Source organism: Streptomyces sp. 2-1 (assembly GCF_048564895.1).
GTDB classification, from domain to species: Bacteria; Actinomycetota; Actinomycetes; order Streptomycetales; family Streptomycetaceae; genus Streptomyces; species Streptomyces phaeochromogenes.
On the sequence record NZ_CP183383.1, the window covers coordinates 767562 to 787216 of the forward strand.

At 70.5% G+C, this 19655-nt stretch carries 7 protein-coding genes; 5 read left to right on the forward strand and 2 right to left on the reverse strand.

Annotated elements, in window-relative coordinates:
* Positions 1–25: 25 nt before the first annotated feature.
* Positions 26–1300: an ABC transporter permease gene (locus ACN20J_RS03645; RefSeq protein WP_190231232.1), complete on the reverse strand. Its 1275-nt coding sequence runs from the start codon at positions 1298–1300 to the stop codon at positions 26–28.
* A gap of 144 nt (positions 1301–1444) precedes the next feature.
* Between ACN20J_RS03645 and ACN20J_RS03650 the strand changes: the two genes are divergently transcribed.
* Together ACN20J_RS03650 and ACN20J_RS03655 are read left to right on the forward strand one after the other, a co-directional pair.
* Positions 1445–2107 carry a response regulator transcription factor gene (locus ACN20J_RS03650; RefSeq protein WP_190231233.1) on the forward strand — a complete coding sequence of 221 codons (663 nt, stop codon included), beginning with the start codon at positions 1445–1447 and terminating at the stop codon, positions 2105–2107.
* Positions 2098–3300 carry a sensor histidine kinase gene (locus ACN20J_RS03655; protein WP_419665198.1) on the forward strand — a complete coding sequence of 401 codons (1203 nt, stop codon included), beginning with the start codon at positions 2098–2100 and terminating at the stop codon, positions 3298–3300. Before ACN20J_RS03650 ends, ACN20J_RS03655 begins: the two co-directional genes overlap by 10 nt.
* A gap of 224 nt (positions 3301–3524) precedes the next feature.
* On the opposite strand, the gene ACN20J_RS03660 is transcribed toward ACN20J_RS03655, so the two are convergent.
* Positions 3525–4229, reverse strand: a complete 705-nt coding sequence (locus ACN20J_RS03660) for an NTP transferase domain-containing protein (RefSeq protein WP_190231235.1) — start codon at positions 4227–4229, stop codon at positions 3525–3527.
* A gap of 253 nt (positions 4230–4482) precedes the next feature.
* On the opposite strand from ACN20J_RS03660, the gene ACN20J_RS03665 reads away from it, so the two are divergent.
* From ACN20J_RS03665 to ACN20J_RS03675, 3 genes are all read left to right on the forward strand, one after another.
* Positions 4483–5688, forward strand: coding sequence for a glycosyltransferase (locus ACN20J_RS03665; protein ID WP_190231236.1), 1206 nt, complete (start codon positions 4483–4485; stop codon positions 5686–5688).
* Positions 5689–6238: 550 nt separating this feature from the next.
* On the forward strand, positions 6239–10237 hold the full coding sequence (locus ACN20J_RS03670; protein ID WP_419665199.1) for a non-ribosomal peptide synthetase: 3999 nt from the start codon (positions 6239–6241) through the stop codon (positions 10235–10237).
* The gene (locus tag ACN20J_RS03675) at positions 10234–19641 is read left to right on the forward strand and encodes an amino acid adenylation domain-containing protein (protein ID WP_419665200.1); all 9408 of its coding nucleotides are present in this window, start codon (positions 10234–10236) and stop codon (positions 19639–19641) included. The genes ACN20J_RS03670 and ACN20J_RS03675 overlap by 4 nt, the downstream gene beginning before the upstream one ends.
* Positions 19642–19655: the final 14 nt, after the last annotated feature.

The window sequence follows — 19655 nt, forward strand, 5'->3', positions numbered from 1 at the left end:
CTCCAGGTCTGTGTGGGTGCGGTGCTTATTCGCTGTCGGTGAGGATGGAGCGGGGGTGGAGGCGGAGAATTCCGATGCCGGGGACGACGGTGGAGACCAGGGAGATCCCGAGACCGATACCGGCGACCTTGCCGACATCGGACGGCTGGACGCGCATCTCGGGCGAGTCGTCCGCTGCGTCCGGCGAACGGGGCCGAGGCAGGGAAGCGGACTCCTGGTGGCCCAGCAGTGCGTCGCCCGCCTGCTGGGCGGCGATCTGACCGGCCAGGGCGGCGACGGCCACCGCGGGCAGGGCGACCGCGGCGACTTCCACCGTGTGCTGGCCGATGAGCTTCCACTTCTTCTCGCCCAGCGACAGCAGCATGCCGAGTTCGTCACGGCGCTCCCGGATCTGCAGCATCACGATGAGCCCGAGAACGAGCGCCCCGGCCACGGCGATGAGCTGGACGATCAGCCTGGCGAAGGTACCGACCCGCTGGATCGGACGGACCTGGTCCTTGTACGCCTTGTCGTTGACGCGGAAGTCGAACGACCCCGTGCCGAGGAGCCGCCGGGCCTCGGCATGCAGCTGCTCGGCCTGTTCCGGGGAGCCGATCCTGAAGACCGCCTCGGCCAAGTCCGCGGCTCCGGAGCTCAGTTGCTGAGCTGCGCGGACCGGTACGTACAACGTGTTGCCCGGCAGCAGGTGCGGCGGCGTCCACCTCGTCGGGTCGGGCGTCGAGTCGCGGTAGATCCCGACGACCGTGAGCGGCACGGTGCTCTTGCCGCCGGCGGACAGGGCACGGATGGTGTCGCCCACCTTGAGCCCGTTCTTCGAGGCCAGCCGCTTCTCGACCATGGCGACCCGACGGCCGGCGTCCTCAGGGGTGATCCCACGCCCGGCTGTGATCTTGTTCGAGCCGTAGGAGAAGGGCAGCAGCAGGCCCGAGTCCCGGACGCCGTTCAGTGCCAGGGGACGCGGGATGTTCGTCCCGGCGCGCTTGCCGCGGGGCCTCGGGATGTCGGACTCCAGCGGCTCGATACCGCAGGCCCCGGCCTCGATCGGGAGCCGCGGGTTGTACCGGTGGACCTGCGGGGACGAGCCGAGCCGGTCCGCCAGCGCCGGGGTGAGGGCCTTGCCCTTCAGCGTCACGTCGACGCCGATCGTCCGCTGTGCGTCCGCCTCCTGACGGGCGGTGGCGCCCTGCAGCAGGAAGCCGCCCAGCAGCAGGGTGCAGATGACGACGAAGATCCCCAGCAGGACGGCGGTCCTGACTTTCCTGGCGCGCAGGCTCAGCCCGGCGCGCTTGACGAAGTTCATGGCCACGACAGAAGCAGGGCGCCCTGTACAGCGGGATAAGCGCGTGACAGGGACGTAAGAGCGCTGTACGTGCGATGCGGGGACGAGCCGCCGCGGCCACCGTCCTTACTCCGCTGCAATGCCACGCCGGGTTTCATGGGGCGCATGAGAGTTCTGGTAGCCGAGGACCATCGTGTTCTCGCCCGTACGATCGCCACCGGTCTGCGTCGGCAGGCGATGGCCGTCGATCTCGCCGTCTCCGGCGACGAGGCCGAGCGCATGTGCCTGCTCACCGAGTACGACGTGCTCATCCTCGACCGCGACCTGCCGGTCATGACGGGCGACGAGGTCTGCCGACGGCTGCGCGAACTCACCGACCCGCCAAGAATCCTGATGCTGACCGCGGCCGGCGAGGTCTCGGACAAGGTGTACGGGCTCACGACGCTCGGCGCCGACGACTACCTGGCCAAGCCCTTCGACTTCGCCGAACTGGTCGCCCGGATACGGACGCTCGGCCGCCGTGTGCCCAAGTCGCCACCGGTGGCGCTGCGGCACGAGGGCATCACCCTGGACCGGGCACGGCACGAGGTGTGTGTGGAGGGTCGGCTGCTGGAACTGACACCCAAGGAGTTCGCGGTCCTGCGGCTGCTGATGGAGGCACAGGGGGTGGCGGTGCCGCACGACGAACTCGTACGCACCCTCTGGGACGAGAACCTCGACCCGCGCACCGGCGTGGTACGGGCCGTCGTCAGCCGGCTGCGCCGCAAGCTGGGCGACCCCGGTCTCATCACCGCCGACAAGGGTCAGGGATACCGGCTGTGCGACTGAACCCGCGGGCGCTGCTGCGGGGCATGCCGTTCCGTGCCCGGCTGACCGCGGCCTTCTCCCTGCTCTTCCTGCTCGCGGGCGCGGCGCTGCTGGCCTTCGTGGTGCTGCTCGCACGCTACGGAACGGCCCAGCAGGTCAAGGGAATCGAGATCACGAAGGGCGAGGTGCCGAGCGGCGGCGGCTTCGCCACAGTGGGCGCGCAACCGACTGATCCCCAGGGGACCCTTCCGCCGCTGGTCGGGCCTCGCGACGACTTCGCCATGATCCGGCAGATGGACCAGACCGTACAGGCCGTGCAGGACACCGCCCTGCGGCAGATGGTCCTCTGGTCGGCCGTCGGGCTGCTCGTCATGGCAGTGCTGGCCGGACTGCTCGGCCGGTGGCTGGCCGGGCGGGCGCTCGGGCCGGTCGCCGCGATGACGGCGGCCACCCGTCGGATCAGCGAGCAGAACCTGCACCAGAGGCTGGCGCTCACCGGTCCCGACGACGAACTCCAGCGCCTGGCCGACACGTTCGACACCATGCTCGACCGGCTGGAGAAGTCGTTCGAGAGCCAGCGGCGCTTCGTCGCCAACGCCTCCCACGAGCTGAGGACTCCACTCGCGGTCCAGCGCACCAGCCTGGAGGTCGGCCTCGCCGATCCCCTCCCAGACGGTCTCGCCGACGTACGCGAGGACTTGCTCACCGCCAACCGTGAGGCCGAGCGGCTGATCACCGCGCTGCTGTTGCTCGCCCGCAGCGACCGCGGCCTGGACGAGACCGAGACCGTGGACCTGTCGGCCGCGGCCCGGCTGGTGGCGGCCGAGCTCGCCCCCCAGGCCGAGGGAGAGCAGGTGGACGTGGAGGTGTCGGCAGACCGGCCGTTGACCGTCCTCGGTGATCCTGTGCTGCTGCGCCACCTGCTGACCAACCTCGTCCGCAACGCCATTCAGTACAACCACCCCGGGGGCCGGGTCCGGGTGTTGATCGACGACCGGACGCTGACCGTGGCCAACACCGGGCCTCCGGTGCCCGCCGACCGGGTGCCGGACCTTTTCGAGCCGTTCCGCCGCCTCGGCCAGGACCGCGTCGGCACCACGGGGCACGGACTGGGCCTCGCCATCGTCCGCTCCATCGCCGAGGCCCACGGAACCGGGGCGACGGCGGAGCCCGGCCGGTCGGGCGGCCTCGTCGTGACCGTCCGTTTCCCGTGATTCGTGATTCTGGGTCGCCGCGTCGCCGTGCCAGCCTGCGGGGCAGTGGCGCAATGCCCTGGCTCCGCCCCATGAGCGGTGCGGCAAGCAGCCGCCAGCGCCGGGAGGCAGACGCCAATCCGGTGGGGTCGCGGTCCTTTCGCGATGAAGACGCCAAGGACGTCGCGCGTGCGCAGTGCCGACCGCGCTTGAAGGCGCCTGCGCCTGCGTCGGCGTGCGATGAGTCAGCCCGCGGGGGTGTTGTAGTTGACGATCTCCTCAACCATGAGAGCGACCGCTCCGGCCAACGGGTTGGTCGCTCCTGTGCCCACGACGTCGGGCAGCTTGTGCGCCTCGCTCTCGGTGACGGCCACCATGCCCCAGAACGCGTTGAAGCCCGAGGGATCCGTCGGCTTGTCGGTGGCCGCCCCCACGGTCAGAACGCCTTCCGCCTCAGCGACGGCCAACGCGCCCATCTGGCGGAGCGTGTCGTGATCCCCCTCCTCGGCGGCCACTACGCTCCAGCCCGCCACCTCCAACTGCCGTAAGGCGTCGAGGAGTTTGCCAGGCGTGTCCGCCCCTGAGACAACGATGTCGGGCAGCACGAGGGCCACCGGCCCCTGGGTCATCGGCAGAGCGGCCCGGATCGCCCCGTCGAGACCGGGTCCGAACGACTCGTCCTGGTGGACGAAGACCATCTGGAAGGTGTCGGCATAGCGAAGGAGATAACTCACGGTGTCCATCTTGTGTGTTCCGAACACGACGACCAGGCGCACCTTGAGTCCGCTCTTGGCGAGCTCGACGACGGCTTCCAGGCTTCGGTCCAGCACCGTGACCCCAGGAGCCAGACAGTGCAACTCCTTCGGGTAGGGCGCCCCGAAACGTGTTCCGTATCCGGCGCAGGGCAGGATGACCGAGACATCAGGTACGGGTGTGGACGGACTCTGCATCGCGTAACACTCCGGTTGTGTGGACGATGGGGGACCTTGCACACCTCGCCAAGCACAGACTGCCCAGAGCCGGCCGACGCCGAACCTCCGGCCTCACGCGCACCGTAGCCACCGAGATGGCCGCTCCAGCAACGCCCGAGGGCCGAAGTCTGTTGCGAGACGGCCGAGTTGACCGACGCGACCAAGCGCGATGATGCGCGGCGGCCCTCCCCTTCCCTGAGCGCATGGACGACCCGACGAAAGAGGACGCTGAATGCGGGTGCTGTTGTCTACATACGGGACACGTGGCGACGTCGAACCGCTGGTGGCACTCGCGGTGCGGCTGCGGGCGCTCGGCGCGGAGGTGCGGATGTGCGCCCCGCCGGACGAGGAGTTCGCCGAGCGGCTCGCGGGTATCGGAGTGCGGCTGGTGCCGGTCGGGCCGCCTGTCAGGGAGTTGATGCGCGGCAACACCCTGCCCTCGGCAGAGGACCTGGCCCGCTACAGGAACGAGTTGGTCGAGACACAGTTCGACGCCTTCCCTGCGGCGTTCGACGGATGTGACGTGGTGGTGGCGGCAGGTCTGGGGCAGGTCGCCGCGCGATCCGTGGCCGAGGCCGCGGGTGTCTCCTACGTGTACGTGAGTTATGCGGCGGTCCACCTGCCGTCGCCGCACCACGCGCCACCACCGCGGCCGGGCTGGCCGGAGCCCGAGGTCGCCGACAACCGGACGCTGTGGGAGTCGGACGCCCGGAACGTCAACGCGCAGTTCGGGGAGGCACTCAACAGCCACCGGGCAGTGATCGGTCTGCCACCGGTGGACAACGTGCGCGATCACATCCTCACCGACCGTCCGTGGTTGGCGGCGGACCCTGTCCTGGGACCGTGGCGGGAGACCCCCGGGCTCGACGTCGCACAGTCAGGCGCGTGGACCCTCGCGGACGAACGGCCCCTCCCGGCGGACCTGGCGAGGTTCCTGGACGCGGGCACCCCACCGGTCTACGTCGGCTTCGGCAGCATGTCCCCGGCCGAAGGCGTCGGAGTCATGGCCGTCGAGGCGATCCGCGCACAGGGGCACCGCGTGCTCGTGTCCCGCGGGTGGGCGGACCTGGATCTCGTCGACGACGGGGACGACTGCTTCGCCATCGGCGAGGCCAACCATCAGAACCTGTTCGGCAAGGTGGCCGCTGTGGTCCACCACGGCGGCGCGGGTACGACGCTGACGGCGGCCCGTGCGGGCACGCCCCAAGTGGTGATACCTCTCCAACTGTCGGACAACCCCTACTGGGCAGGCCAGGTGGCGGCCTTGGACCTCGGTGCGGCCCTCGACGCTCCGACCACGACCGTCGAATCCCTGGGCATCGCGCTCAAGACCGCTCTGTCGCCCGAGACCCGGGCGCGCGCGAAGTCCCTGAGTAGCCGACTCCGCACCGACGGAGCGGAGGTGGCCGCACGCCGGTTGGTCGACGAGTCTCAGTGAACGACGTCGGCCCGTAGTGCTCGGGAGCGCTCGGACCGGTCCGAGCGCAGGGGCCCCGGACGGGCTGAACCCGTCCGGGGCTAACCCGTCCGGGGCTTCAGCAAGTGAGGACCGTGAAGTGAGTACCTTGGCCTCGTGGTTGATCGTGCTGCGGCCGACACCGCACCCTCGGTTGCCGGCGTTCGGGCTCATGACCTTCTGCCTCCGGATACGCCGTCCCCGACGGGGAGAGCGCGGCACGACCGAAGTGAACCATTGACCCCGTGTGGTCCGCTATCTTCAGGCAATTTCCTTAATGTCGCACGCCGAGCGCAAACAGTATTCCATCACTCAACGGGTGTGGCATTGGTCACGGTTGACCACTCAATCGAAGCGCATTTAGCATCAGCGGAATTGAGCCACCGTGCGGGTGGTCGAATAGACAGAACCGTTCGCAATCGCCACTCCGTAAGTACTTCACTCAACTCCACAGAACAGCGTTGACCAGGCCGGACAGTCGCTCGCGCTTTACCCGATTTTCGCCGCGTTCTCTTCTCGTGAAGGGTAACCCGTGTTTTTACCCCGAATCGCAGTCAGTAATCATTCCGGCGAAGAGACAAAACCCGCGCCTTTGTCACTGGCACAGGAGCGTCTGTGGGTGATGGCACGCATGGACGGCGACGCCAGCGCCGCCTACAACGAGCCGATGCCCTTCGATATCCGGGGACCGCTGGACCGGGACCTGCTCATCAAGGCGCTGCATCTGCTCGCGGCCCGCCACGAGGCCCTGCGCACCCGGCTGGTCCCCTTCGAGGGTTCGGCTCTGCAAGTCGTCGATCCGCCGGACACGGGGTTCCCGGTGACCTTCGAGGATCTGACGGGACTGCCGGACGGGGCCGAACGATTCGCGCGCATACGGTCGGAGGTGGAGGGCACCCCGTTCCGGCTGGGCGAGGAGCCCATGGTGCGCGGCTGCCTGATAGCGCTCCAACCACACCATCACGTACTGATCCTGACGGCGCATCACATCATCTTCGACGGCTGGTCCCGCTCCCTGCTGCTGAAAGAGCTGGGCGTGATGTACTCCGCGCTTCAGCGGGGGCAGGACGTCCCACTGCCCGAACTCACCTGGCAGTACAGGGACTACACGCGCTGGCAGTGGGAGTGGATGTCGGGAGACGAGCCCGCCTCGCACGCCGACTACTGGACCACCGCACTGGCCGACATCCCGGCCGTGATCTCCCTTCCCACCGATCGACCCCGCCCGCCCGAGCAGGGCTTTCACGGCGACCGGTTGCCCGTGACCGTCGACGAGGAACTGACGCGAGCCCTGCGCGCGCTGGCCGCAGACAACGATGTCTCCCTCTACGCGACCGTACTCACCGGCTGGTCAGTGCTGCTGTCCCTGCTCTCCGGGCAGGACGACATCGTTGTCGGTGCCCCCACGTCGAACCGCCGACGCGGCGACGTCGAGGGCCTGATCGGCTTCTTCGTCAACACCCTCGCCCTACGCGCGGACCTCTCCGGCTCACCCAGCGTCAAGGACGCCCTGAAGCGGGTGAACCAGCGGATCCGTGACGCCCTCAAGCACGTCGATCTGCCCTTCGAGCGGGTCGTCGAACTGGTCAACCCACCGCGGAGCCCCTCCTACACAGCCCTGTTCCAGACCATGTTCGCCTGGGTTCCCTCCATGCGGCAGGAGCTCGAACTGCCGGGTCTGCAGGTCGAGTTACGGGAGGACGCCGCCCACGTACCCGCGAAGTTCGACATGGTCCTGGCCCTGGCCGACGAGGAGCGGCACCTCACCGGGGAGATCGACTACTCGGTGGCGCTCTTCGACCGGGCGACGATCGAACGGCTCATACGTCAATTCCTGCGCGTGCTGCGGCTGATGACCGAGCGGCCCGACGCCGAGATCGCCGACCTGACCCTGCTCGACGAGGATGAGCAGCGGGCGCTCCTCGCCGACTTCAGCACAGGGCCCGCCGTCTCCGACCCGGCGTCGGCGGACGTACTGGAGCGCTTCGCCGCGCAGGTCCGCGAACGACCCGGGCAGTGTGCGGTGGTGGCCGATGGCGTGGAGCTGGACTACGCGACACTCGACCGCCGGGCCAACCGTCTCGCCCATGCTCTGATCGCCCGTGGCGCCGGTCCCGACCGGGTGGTGGGCCTGCACGCCGGACGTACGGCCGAACTCGTCATCGGCGTGCTCGGGATCCTCAAGTCCGGTGCCGCCTACCTGCCCCTGGACCCCGGCCAGCCCTCGGAGCGGCTCGGCGCCATGGTGAGCGACGCCGCGCCGGTCCTCGTGCTGACCGACGAGAAGGACACCGCGGACGACCGCGGACGGCTGTGGGAGCACCTGGCGGAGGTGGAGGCAGAGGGGTCGCACGACGAGGCACCGGTCATCGACATGGACCGGACCCGGCTCGCCTACGTCATCTACACCTCGGGGTCGACCGGCCGCCCCAAGGGCGTGGCGGTGACGCACGCCAGCGTCGTCAATCTCTTCGACCACTGGCGCGAACTCATGGGGGATGCCCCCGGCGAGGCGTCCTCCGCCTGGTCGAGCATCGGCTTCGACGCGTCGGTGCATGAACTCCTCGTCCCGTTGGCCACCGGCGCCGTGCTCCACCTGGTTCCCGACGAACTCCGTGGAGACCCACGGGCGTTGCTGGACTGGATGCGCGAACGCAAGGTCACCCAGGCGTTCCTGCCTCCGTCCTACGTCCTGTGGATCGGCGAGGATCCGGCCGCACGCCTGGCCGGATCGAGCCTGCGCCAGCTCCTCACCGGAGTGGAATCCCTGCCTGAGAACACCCTGCACCGCATGCGTGAGCTGCTGCCCGGCCTGCGCATCTGCTTCGGCTACGGCCCGACCGAGGCCACGCTCTACTCCACCGCCTACACCGACCCACAGCCCTACGAGCGATCGTGTCCCATCGGGCGGCCACTGCGCGGCACCCGCCTGTACCTGCTCGACGACCGCATGCGTCCGGTGCCCGTGGGAGTCCCCGGAGAGGTCTACCTCGGCGGAGCGAGTCTGGCCCGTGGATATCTGAACCGCCCCGACCTCACCGACGAACTCTTCGTGCCGGACCCCTTCGTCCCCGGTGAACGCCTTTACCGCACAGGCGACTTGGCACGCTGGCTGCCGGACGGCAACGCCGAGTACGTCGGCCGCCGCGACGACCAGCTCAAGCTGCGCGGATTCCGTATCGAACCCGGCGAGGTCGAGGCGGCTCTGCTGGCGGTACCCGGAGTGCGGGAGGCCGTCGTCCTGGCCGACCGCGACGCCCCCGGCGGCTCCCGCCTGGTCGCCGGCGTGGGATGTGACACCGGGGCCACGCGGCTGCCGTACGAGTGGCGTGCGGCCCTCAAGGACCGACTGCCGGACTACATGATCCCCGCCGTGGTGGCCGAGTTCCCGCGACTGCCGTTGAACCGCAGCGGCAAGGTGGACCGGACCGAGGTGCTGCGGGCCACGGCGGGAACCCGCGCCGGGCAGGTCAACACGGCCGCGCCCCGCGACCATGTGGAGATGGCGCTGTACCGGGTCTGGCGCGGGGTGCTGCTGCACCCGGACATCGGTATCGGCGACAACTTCTTCGAGCTGGGCGGCACTTCGATATCGGCGATCAAGATGGCGTCCGCCGTCCAGGAGGAACTCGGCGTCGCCCTGCCCGTCCGGGACGTCATGCTGCACCCCACCATCGAGGCGCTCGCCGAGCGGGTGCGCGGCAACGGGAGCGATGCCGCGCGGTCCACGGAACCAGGCAACCTGGTCGAATTCCGTGCGGGCGGCGGGCGACAGCGCGTGGTGTGTGTGCACCCCGCCGGCGGCACCGCGTTCTGCTACCTGCCGCTGTCCGCCGAACTGGCCGACGACATCGGCGTGGTGGGACTTCAGGCACCCGGCATCAATCCCGGCGAGTCCACCCTGCCCGGTGTCGAGGCGATGGCCGAGGAGTACCTGCGGCTCGTCGCTCCCCGCAGCGACGAGGCACTGGTGCTGTGCGGGCTCTCCTACGGCGGCCTCATCGCGTACGAGATGGGCCGCCTCCTGGTGGCGTCCGGGCACGAGAAGGTGAGCGTGGTCCTCCTCGACACCCACGGCGCCCAGGACGACGAGCAGCGCGCCGCGATCACACCGGTCGGCATGGCGGAGTTCCGGGAGAAGCTGGTGCGCTTCAACGGCATGTACCCGGGTATCGACGACGACCAGGTGGCCCGGTACCTGAACGTCTACAACCACCACCGCGAGACGGGGCGCGACTACGCCGTACCCCGATCGCCCGCCCGTGTCGTGCTGATGCAGGCCACGGCCGTGGAGGACGAGGAAGCGGACGCCGAGAACGCCGCCGCTCGTCTACGCGCGTTCTGGCGGCATCGCGCCGACGGCGAGTTCGTGGTCGAGCCGGTTGCCTGCGGCCACTGGGACATGCTGGAGAGCGACGAACTGCCCCGCGTCGCCGCCGTCCTCACCGCCGAACTGCACCGGCTGACCTCCGACCCCGGCCAGGGCGAGACGGAGTGCACCACACCTTCAGGCACGTCGGAGGCGCGATGAAACCGCACGTCGAAACGTCCCCCACCGACGTGGCGCAAGAGTTGAGCGCCTCGGCCGGGATAGCCCTTGAGATTCACCACCGGGCTCTTCGCACACCACACGCCGAGGCAGTCGTCGACGGCGAAGTCGGCCTCGACTACACGACGTTGAACGCGGCAGCCGCCGACGTCGCCCAGGAACTGGAGCACCTGGGCGTCACCGCGGGGCAGGCCGTGGCGGTGGCGCTGCCGCGGTCATGGCGGCTGGTCTGCGTGATGCTGGGCATTCTGCGACTGGGGGCGCAGGTCGTGCCCCTGGACACGCAAAGCCCCGCGGAACGCCGTCACTTCATCCTCCGGGACTCCGCCGCGGTCGCCCTGGTGCACGACCTGGTGCACGAGACGGCCGAGAGTGTCACCGGGCTCCCCCAGCACGTGAAGGCGCTCGCCGCGGACACCCTTCTGCCCGAACTCCCGGACGCCGCAACTGCCGTGGCCGCCATGGCCACCGTCGAAGCACCGTCCGCCCAGGGCGAGGTGTCCTTCCTGTTCTACACCTCCGGAACGACAGGGCAACCCAAAGGAGTTGAGGTCCGTGACGCCGGGGTCCGGCGACTTGCACAGCCCGGCTACATCCGCGCCGAGCGCGGTCTGCGCTATGCCTGCATGGCCAACCCGGCCTTCGACGCGCTGAGTTTCGAAGTCTGGGTGCCCCTGCTGACCGGTGGCTGCTGCGTCATCCTGAACGACGGGGACGTACGAACTCCCGAACGGCTCGCCGCGACACTGCGGCACGAGAGGGTGGACACCCTCTTCGTCACCGCCGCGCTGTTCAACGCGGTGGTCACGGCCGTACCGGACTGCTTCGCCGCGGCCGGCGAGGTTCTGGTGGGCGGTGAGCAGCTCGACGCCCGGACGATACGCCGCTGGTACCGCGACAACCCCGACAGCGGCACCCGGCTGCTCAACGGCTACGGACCCACGGAGGCCAGCACCTTCGCCCTGTGCCATCCGATCCCCCGCGACTTCGACAGGGCCGTGGTGCCGATCGGCCGGCCCCTGCCGCAGACCGGTGCCGTCCTGGTCGTGCCGGGCCAGGAACGGGTCGCCGCACCCGGTGAGGTCGCCGAACTCCTGCTGAGTGGACCCGGACTCGCCGCCGGATACCGCAACCTCCCCGAGGAGACCGAGCGGCGCTTCGTGCGGCTGGCCTGGCTGGACGGCGGCACAGAACGGCACTACCGCACCGGTGACCTCGTACGGGTCGACGACGAGGGCCTGGTGGAGTACGTCGGCCGAACCGACCGCCAGGTCAAGGTCCGTGGCTTCAGGATCGAGCCCGGCGAGGTGGAACGGCGCGTTCTCACCCACCCGGCGGTCCAACGGGCTCATGTGTGCACGCGCCGCGCGGGCCAGGAGGGGCCCAACGAACTGCTGGCCTTCGTCGTCCTCCGTCAGGAACTGTCCTACGAGGAGTTCGACAGCCACCTGGCGGCCCACCTGCCCACCTACATGCGCCCCCACCACATTCATCTCGTGCCCGAGCTGCCGCTCAACGCCAACGGCAAGATCGACGAGGCCGCCCTGCTGCGGCAGTCCGACCGGCCCTGGCGGCCTGCCTCCCCCGGTCCCGAGGGGCCGGCCATGACGGAGACGGAGCACCAGGTCGTCGAACTGGCCGAGGAGATACTCGGCACCACCGGACTCGGGCTCGGCGACCGGTGGATCGCCAGCGGCGGTGACTCGTTGAAGGCGCTGCGGTTCTGCTTCGCCGTACGACAGCGATGGGGCTACGCGCTGTCCCAGGCGGCCGTCCTGCACGGCGACTTGGCCGCCGTCGCCCGGTCGGTCGCCACGGTCCGTCCCGGCGAGGAGCCTGCCTTGCCGACACCGGTGGTCTCGGGTGCCCGCTCGGCGCCCGCCACCAGCGAACAACAGCGGCTGTGGCTGCTGCAGCGCCGTACCCCGGAGTCCCGGGCCTACTCCGTCAACCAGGTCTTCCGCGTGGACGGACCCGTCGACACCGCAGGCCTTCGGCGAGCGCTGCGCGGCCTGGTGACACGCCACGAGGCGCTGCGGACGAGCTTCGGCCTCGGGCTCGACGGACTGGAACAGACCGTCGGAGAGCCGTACGACCCCTGGCACGAACCGGGTCCCCAGCCCGCCTGGGACGAGGAAGAAGCGCACGCCTTCGCCGACGAATTCTTCGCCGAGCCCTTCGACCTCGCCGTCCCCCGCATGCTCCGAGCCTGCTGGCTGCCGCGTGACGACGGCGGCACGCTCTTGCTCCATCTGCACCACATCGCCGTGGACGGCTGGTCGTTGAGCGTCCTGCTGGACGACCTGTCGGCTGCGTACTCCGAGAGCGGCCGGCCCGAGGCGCCCGCTCCGACGCCGCTGGACTTCGCCGTCTGGCAGAGCGACCGGTTCGCCGGCCCTGCCTACCACGCTCAACGCGATGAACTCCTCGCGTTCTACCGGGGTTTGGAGGAGCCCCTGGATCCACTGGATCCACTGCCTGCCCAGGACTCGGGTCCGGCACCGCGGGCACACCTGCTGCACACGTCGCTCGACGTCGTTCGGCGGGCCCAAGTGGACCAGCTGTGCGCCGAGTTCGGACTGACCCGGTTCCAGGTCCTGCTGAGCGTGTTCTCCTGGTGCCTGTACGGCGTGACCGGTCTGGTCCGCCCGCGCGTCGCCGCCCCGGTCGCGGGCCGCCCGGTGCGCGAGTTCGAGAACAGCACGGGCATGATGGCGAACACCGTGCTGCTGCCTCTGACGGTCGCGCCCGGTGAGGACCTGCGCTCGCATCTCGCCCGTACCGGGACCGACACGGGGCGGGTACTGGGATGCCAGGACGTGGCGCTCACGGATGTCCTGACCGGCTGGGAGGGCGTCGGCGACAGCACGCCGTTCGACTTTCTGTTCGTCCTGGAGAACACCGACTTCGGTGCGCTGCGGCTGCCCGGATGCGTCCAGCGCCCCCTGTGGTGGGCGGCGCCGGAGGCCAAGTGCCCGATGACAGTCTCCGTGGTCGAGCACGCGGACGGACTCGACGTGCTGTGGGAGTACGCCGAGGACCGGTTCACCGGCGAGGACGTCGAGGCGATGGCGGAACTGTTCCGGCGAGGCGTGGACGCGCTCGCGGCCGGTGGTCGCTCCACCGCCCGGGAGCTGGTCCTGCCGTACCGGCGGTCCCTTCCGAAGCACGGGCGAGGACCCGCCCCGGAACCCGGCTTCACCACGATCGCCGAGGGCTTCGGTCGGCAGGTCGCCCGCACTCCGGACGCCCCCGCCGTCGTCACGGCCGACGGCGTCACCCTGAGCTACGCGGCCCTCGACACCCGGGCCGCGGCACTCGCCACGGAACTGGCCGACCGCTACCCGATCCCGGCCGACGGCAGCCCCTGCCGGGCGGCCCTGTACCTGGATCCCTCTGTCGAGCACGTGGTGGCACTGCTGGCGCTGGCACGGCTGAACGTCACCGCCGTGCCCCTGGACCCCTCCTACCCGGCCGACGTGCTGCGCCGCGTCCTGGAACAGATCGACCCGCTGTGCGTCCTGACCACGCGGGACAGCTCGACGACGCTGGACACGCTGCTCCCGGACGGGGTGGTGCGCCACCTCGTCGTACCACCCGTCGAGAGCGACGGCACGAGCCCCTCGTACGACGGCGGGCACACGTACGACCGACACCCGGACCACGTGCCGACACACGACGGCGCCCGCCCCCTGTACACCCTGTTCACCTCCGGCTCCACCGGTGTCCCCAAGGGCGTGCAGATCCACGACCGCACGCTGTGCGACCTGATCAGGTGGCAGTCGGGGCCCGGCGGCCTGACCGTCCCCGCGGCCACCCAGCAGTTCTCGATGCTGGCATTCGACGTGTCCTTCCAGGAGATCTTCGGGACGCTGTGCACGGGTGGCAGCCTCCAGCTCGTTCGTCCCGAGTGGCGTCAGGACGTGCCCGCGCTCCTGGACCGGCTGGACTCCGCGGGCACCGAGCGGATCTTCATGCCCTATGTGGCCCTGCATCTGCTCGCCGAGTACGCCATCCGCCTCAACAGGTATCCCTCCCGGCTGCGCGAAGTGGTCACCGCGGGCGAGCAGTTGGTGTGTACGGACAGCATCCGGCGCTGGTTCTCCGGACTCCCCGGCGCGCGTCTGTTCAACCACTACGGACCGACCGAGACCCATGTGGTGAGCGCCCTGTATTTGGAGGGCGATCCCGGACAGTGGCCCGAGCGGCCCGCCATCGGACGCCCGGTGTCGGGCGCCGATCTGCGGGTGGTGGACGCCCAGGGCGACCCGGTCCCGGCCGGGCGCACCGGCGAGCTGCTCATCGGCGGCACCATGACCACCCGCTGCTACCTCGACGAACCCGCACCGGACGACACCCGCTTCGTCGAACTCCCCGGCGCGGGCCTGTTCTACCGCAGCGGCGACCGGGCGTTCTTCGACCGCGAGGGCCTGCTGCACTACGCCGGCCGCGACGACCAGCAGATCAAACTGAGCGGGCACCGGCTCGAACTCGGCTCCGTCGAGGCGGCCCTGCTGCGCCATCCGGCGGTGGTCAACGCCGTCGTCACACGTGACGGAGAGCAGCTGACGGCCGGTCTGGAGATCCGTGGCGAAACGCCGTCCGCCGACGAGCTGACCGCGCACCTGTCCGCCCTGCTGCCCTCCTACGTACGTGTGGACCGCTTCCGCAGGCTGGAGAAGCTCCCCCGCACACCCAGCGGCAAGCTGGACCGGCAGTCGGTCGTCCGGGCACCGGGAGAAGAGATACGTCGTTCCGCGATCACCCGCACGGGCCTGTCGGCCGAGGAGGAGCGTCTCACCGCTGCCTTCGAGGAGGTGACCGGGTCGGTGATCGCGCCGGACCAGACCTTCTTCGAGGCGGGAGCCTCCAGCCTCGCCCTGATGCGCTTCCACCTGCGCTGCACCACGACACTCGGTCTGCGCTTCAGCGTCGCGGACCTGTTCGAGCACGTCACCGTCCGCGCCCTGGCCCGCCACCTCACCGCCCCGCCGCCGCTCACCCCCTCGCTCACCGCTCCGCGAGCACTCACCCCCTCCGCCGTGGAGCACGACGGGCCCCCCGAACCCGGCGAGCCGATCGCGGTCGTCGGCATGGCGGTACGGGTGCCCGGCGCCCCGGACCTGGCCGCCTTCTGGGAGCTGGTGGTCTCCGGCGGCACCGGAATCCGCCGTATCGACGCGCCGGAAGGAGTCATCGGCGCGCACAGCACGCTCGACGGCATGCTCGAATTCGACCCGGGCCACTTCGGCATCAGCCCCCAAGAAGCACGTCTGATGGACCCCCAGCAGCGACAACTGCTGATGGCCGGCGTGCAGGCCCTGGCGCACGCCGGAGTGGCGGACACCTCGGCCACCCGGGTGGGCATGGTGGCCGGAGCGGGCGAGAACACCTACTTCCAGTCCCTGCTGCGCGAGGCCGACCCCGACCGGCTGCCCGACGGCTTCCAACTCGCCCTCCACCACGAGAAGGACTTCCTGGCCACCAAGGTGGCGTACCACCTCGGGCTGACCGGCCCCGTCTTCAGCGCCCAGACGGCCTGCTCCAGCTCCCTGGTCGCCGTGCACCTCGCCGCCGGTCTGCTCCGGCAGGGCGAGGCCGACGTGATGCTCGCCGGAGGAGTACTCATCGACCCCGGGCTGACCGGCGGCTACCGCTACCGCCCGCAGCACATCTTCTCCGCGGACGGCGACTGCCGGCCCTTCAGCGACGACGCCACCGGCACGGTCGGCGCGAGCGGCGTCGGCGTCGTGGTCCTCAAGACGCTGCGGCGGGCACGGCGCGACGGCGACACCGTCTACGCACTCGTCACCGGCTCCGCGATCAACAACGACGGTGCGGCGAAGATGAGTTACACCGCGCCGTCCCTCGCCGGACAGCGGGAGGTGATCCGGACCGCCCTGTCCCGCGCCGGACGCACGGGCGCCGACCTCGGCTATGTGGAGGCACACGGCACCGGCACCCGGCTGGGCGACCCGATCGAAGTGGGAGCGCTCCGGCAGGCGTTCGACGTGAGTGAGTCCGGCCGCTGCGCTCTCAGCTCCGTCAAGAGCCAGCTCGGCCACATGGGCGCCGCCGCCGGTGTGGTGGGCCTCGTACGCGCGGTCCTCGCCGTGCACCACGGGACGCTCCCGCCCAACCTCAACTTCCGTGCCTTCAACCCCGAGATCGGCCCCGACCCTGCTCCCTTCTATGTCCCGGCCGAGGCCACGCCCTGGCCCGAGGGACGCGAACGGGTGGCCGCGGTCAGCAGCTTCGGGATCGGCGGCACCAACGCCCACGTCATCGTGGAGCAGGACACCGCGCCCGGGCCGGTGGCGACCGGCGAGGTACCCGCGTGCCTGGTGCTGTCGGCCTCCATCGCGGACGCCCTCGCCGCCGACGCCGCGCGGATCGCCGACTACCTCCAACTCCAGCCGGAGCGTTACGAGTTCGTGCTGCGCCATCTCCAGGCCGGGCGGGTCGCCCGCCGCTTACGGGCCGCGGCACCCGTGGCGGACGCCGCCGCGGCCGGGCGCTGGCTGCGCGCGGTGGCCGCGGGAGCGGTGCCGCCCGGTACGGCGGACCCGGACGCCGTACCGGTCTCCGCGGCCGGTCGCACGGCCCACGACCTCGCCGAGGACTGGGCCGCCGGACGCCCGGTCGACTGGGAGGCGGGCCCCGCTCCGGCGCCCTGGGACTTCCCTCCCCCGTCCTTCTCCCTCACGGAACACGACTTCGACCGGCTGCCCGAGAAGCCGCGCGAGGCCCCAGCCACCACACCCCTGCGGCTTCCCCGGGAGAACTGGCTGCACCAGCCGCACTGGGTCCGGCTGCGCCGCGCCGCCGTCGCCGACACCGGCGTGCCGGCCGGCCGCGCGTCCACTGTGTTCGTCGTGGCCTCCGAGCACACTCCGCGGACAGCGCTCACGCCCTTCGAGGCGCTGGCATCGCAGGTGATACGGGTGCACCCGGCCGGCGCCTTCGCCCGCAGAGGACCGAATGCCTACACCGTGGACCCCGCCGACCCGGCGTCTGTGCGTCAGCTCCTCGACGCGTTGTCCGAGGACGGCGTCCCCGCCTCCGCCGACACCGAGTGGGTGCACGCCCTGCCCCTCGACGTGACGGGGCCGGTCGGTCCCGTCACCCTGGAACACGCCCGTCACACCTGCCTGGACAGCACGGCCGCCCTGGCCCAGGCCCTTGCCGGGCGAAACGGCTCCCCCCGTGTGTGGTGGCTCTCGTACGGCGCCCGGCCCGTGACCGGAACGGTGGACAGACCCGAACTGGCCCTCCTCGCCGGGCCCGTCGAGGTCGCCCCTCAGGAATCCGCCCTGAACGGACACTGGCTCGACCTCCCCGACGGCGACCTCACCCGCTGGGCCGGACACGTGGCCTCGGTCATCGCCGGTACACGTGAAAGCGGTCATCCCGACGGACCGGATCTGCCTCGCCAGCTCGCGCTGCGGCAGGGTTACTGGTGGCGGCCGGGCACCACACCCGTACCGGAACCGGAGGGGACGCGGTCCCTCGTACCGGCCGGAGCGGACACCGTCCACCTGGTGCTCGGCGGCACTGGCGGCATCGGCCGCGCCATCGCGGCCTGGCTGCTCGAACACACCCGCGGTCGCGTCCTGCTGCTGTCGAAAAACCCGCGGCTGCCCGAGGAGTTGAACGGATGGGCCCACCGCATCGGCCTCGTCCCGGCGGATCTCGCGACCATGACCGTCCACGAAGTGGCGGCGGCCGTCGCCGGCCACACGGCACGGCTGGACGGCGTCATCCACGCGGCCGGTCTCGGACACGGCGCACTGCTCGTACGACGTGACGCCACCGCCATGCGTGACGCCGCCGCGGTCCGCGAGCGGGGCGCACTCGTCGTCGAGCACCTGATCGGAGCCTTCCGCCCGGAGATCGCGGTCTACTGCTCCTCGATGTCCGCCCTGCTCGGCGGTGTCGGCCAGAGCGACTACGCGGCCGGCGCAAGCCTCCTCGACGGCTTCGCCCACCACCGGGCCACCGAGACGGAGACGACCGTCCGGATCGGCATCGACTGGGACATCTGGAGCGAGACCGGAATGGCGACCCGGGTCCTGAACCCGGACAGCCGCCATCAGGCCCACCTCACGGTCGGCCTGACCACCGAGGAGGGCAAGGCTGTCTTCGCACATGCCCTGGCCCTGCAACTGCCTCAACTCCTCGTGTCCACCACCGACATCGATGTCTCCCGGGCCTTCTACGCTCCGACCGGGATCGCGGCCCCGCCGTCGCGTTCCGGACCGGTGCACCCGACGGACGGAGAAGAGGAAGCCCTCGTCGTAGGCTCCGACGTCGGCGGTTCCGGAGAGCGGGCGGACACCATGGCTCGGGTGATCCGGGATCTGCTGGGCGTGGACGAACTGGACCCCGAGGACTCCCTCTACGACCTGGGTGCCGACTCGCTGACCCTGATCAGCCTGATCGCCCGGATCGAGGACGACTACGGCATCGAGTTCGACCTGGCCTCCTTCAGCCACCGCGTCAGCCTCACGGAGATCCTCAAACACATCGAGGCAGCCCTCACCTCCGCCGAGCCCACCACCGAAGCCACCACCGGGGCCACCGCCGAGGCGGCCGGGGGCACCTCCCGGGTCGTCCTCGACATCTGGCAGGAGGGAACCGGTCCGGCCGTCCTGTGCCTGGTGCACCCCGTGGGCGGAGACATCCAGGCCTACCGCTCCCTGGTGGCAGCGCTCGGCCCCGCGCCGACGGTGTGCCTCATCGCCGACCCGGCACTCCGCGACACCGGAATGCCCGCGTGGTCACTGACCGAGCAGGCCCGTCACTACGACGCGGAGCTACGTGAGCGCTTCGGCGGACCGGACCACCGGCTTCACCTGGCCGGATGGTCCTACGGCGCCCGTGTGGCGATGGAGATGGCGGGCCTCGCCGAGTCGGCCGGCCGACCACTGGAGTCGCTCCACCTGCTGGATCCGCCACCGCCCGAGGCGGAAGTACTGGTCGCCGCCTACGACGAGGCTCACCTGGACAGGGTGTTCGCCGCCGAACTCGGCGCCGGCGCCTCCTCGTTGCCGTCCGAGCACGCACAGGCGTACGCCGAGAGGCTGGCCCGCTGCTGCCGCGCGAACCTGCACAGCCTCGGGGAACACCGCGTACGGTCACTCGTCTCCGTCCCCACGTATCTGTGGCTGGCCAAACACCCCGCGCCGGACATGCCCACCCCCGCGGACCCTCAGGAGTCGGACCGGCAGTGGAACACCTGCCTGCCGCCGTCCGCCGTCCGCAGGTATCTGCCCACGGACCACTACGGCATCGTCGCGGCGCCCCACGTGGACACGGTGGCCGAGACCATCAGGACGACGCTGGCGTCCCCGGGTGCCGGTGACCGCGGCACCGCCGACCTGTAAACCCCGCCCCGCCT

What these genes read in the sequence shown, in the direction of transcription:
- ACN20J_RS03645 (WP_190231232.1), bottom strand. Translation starts at nt 1,300, where the DNA reads ATGAACTTCGTCAAGCGCGCCGGGCTGAGCCTGCGCGCCAGGAAAGTC.
- ACN20J_RS03650 (WP_190231233.1), top strand. Translation starts at nt 1,445, where the DNA reads ATGAGAGTTCTGGTAGCCGAGGACCATCGTGTTCTCGCCCGTACGATC.
- ACN20J_RS03660 (WP_190231235.1), bottom strand. Translation starts at nt 4,229, where the DNA reads ATGCAGAGTCCGTCCACACCCGTACCTGATGTCTCGGTCATCCTGCCC.
- ACN20J_RS03665 (WP_190231236.1), top strand. Translation starts at nt 4,483, where the DNA reads ATGCGGGTGCTGTTGTCTACATACGGGACACGTGGCGACGTCGAACCG.
- ACN20J_RS03675 (WP_419665200.1), top strand. Translation starts at nt 10,234, where the DNA reads ATGAAACCGCACGTCGAAACGTCCCCCACCGACGTGGCGCAAGAGTTG.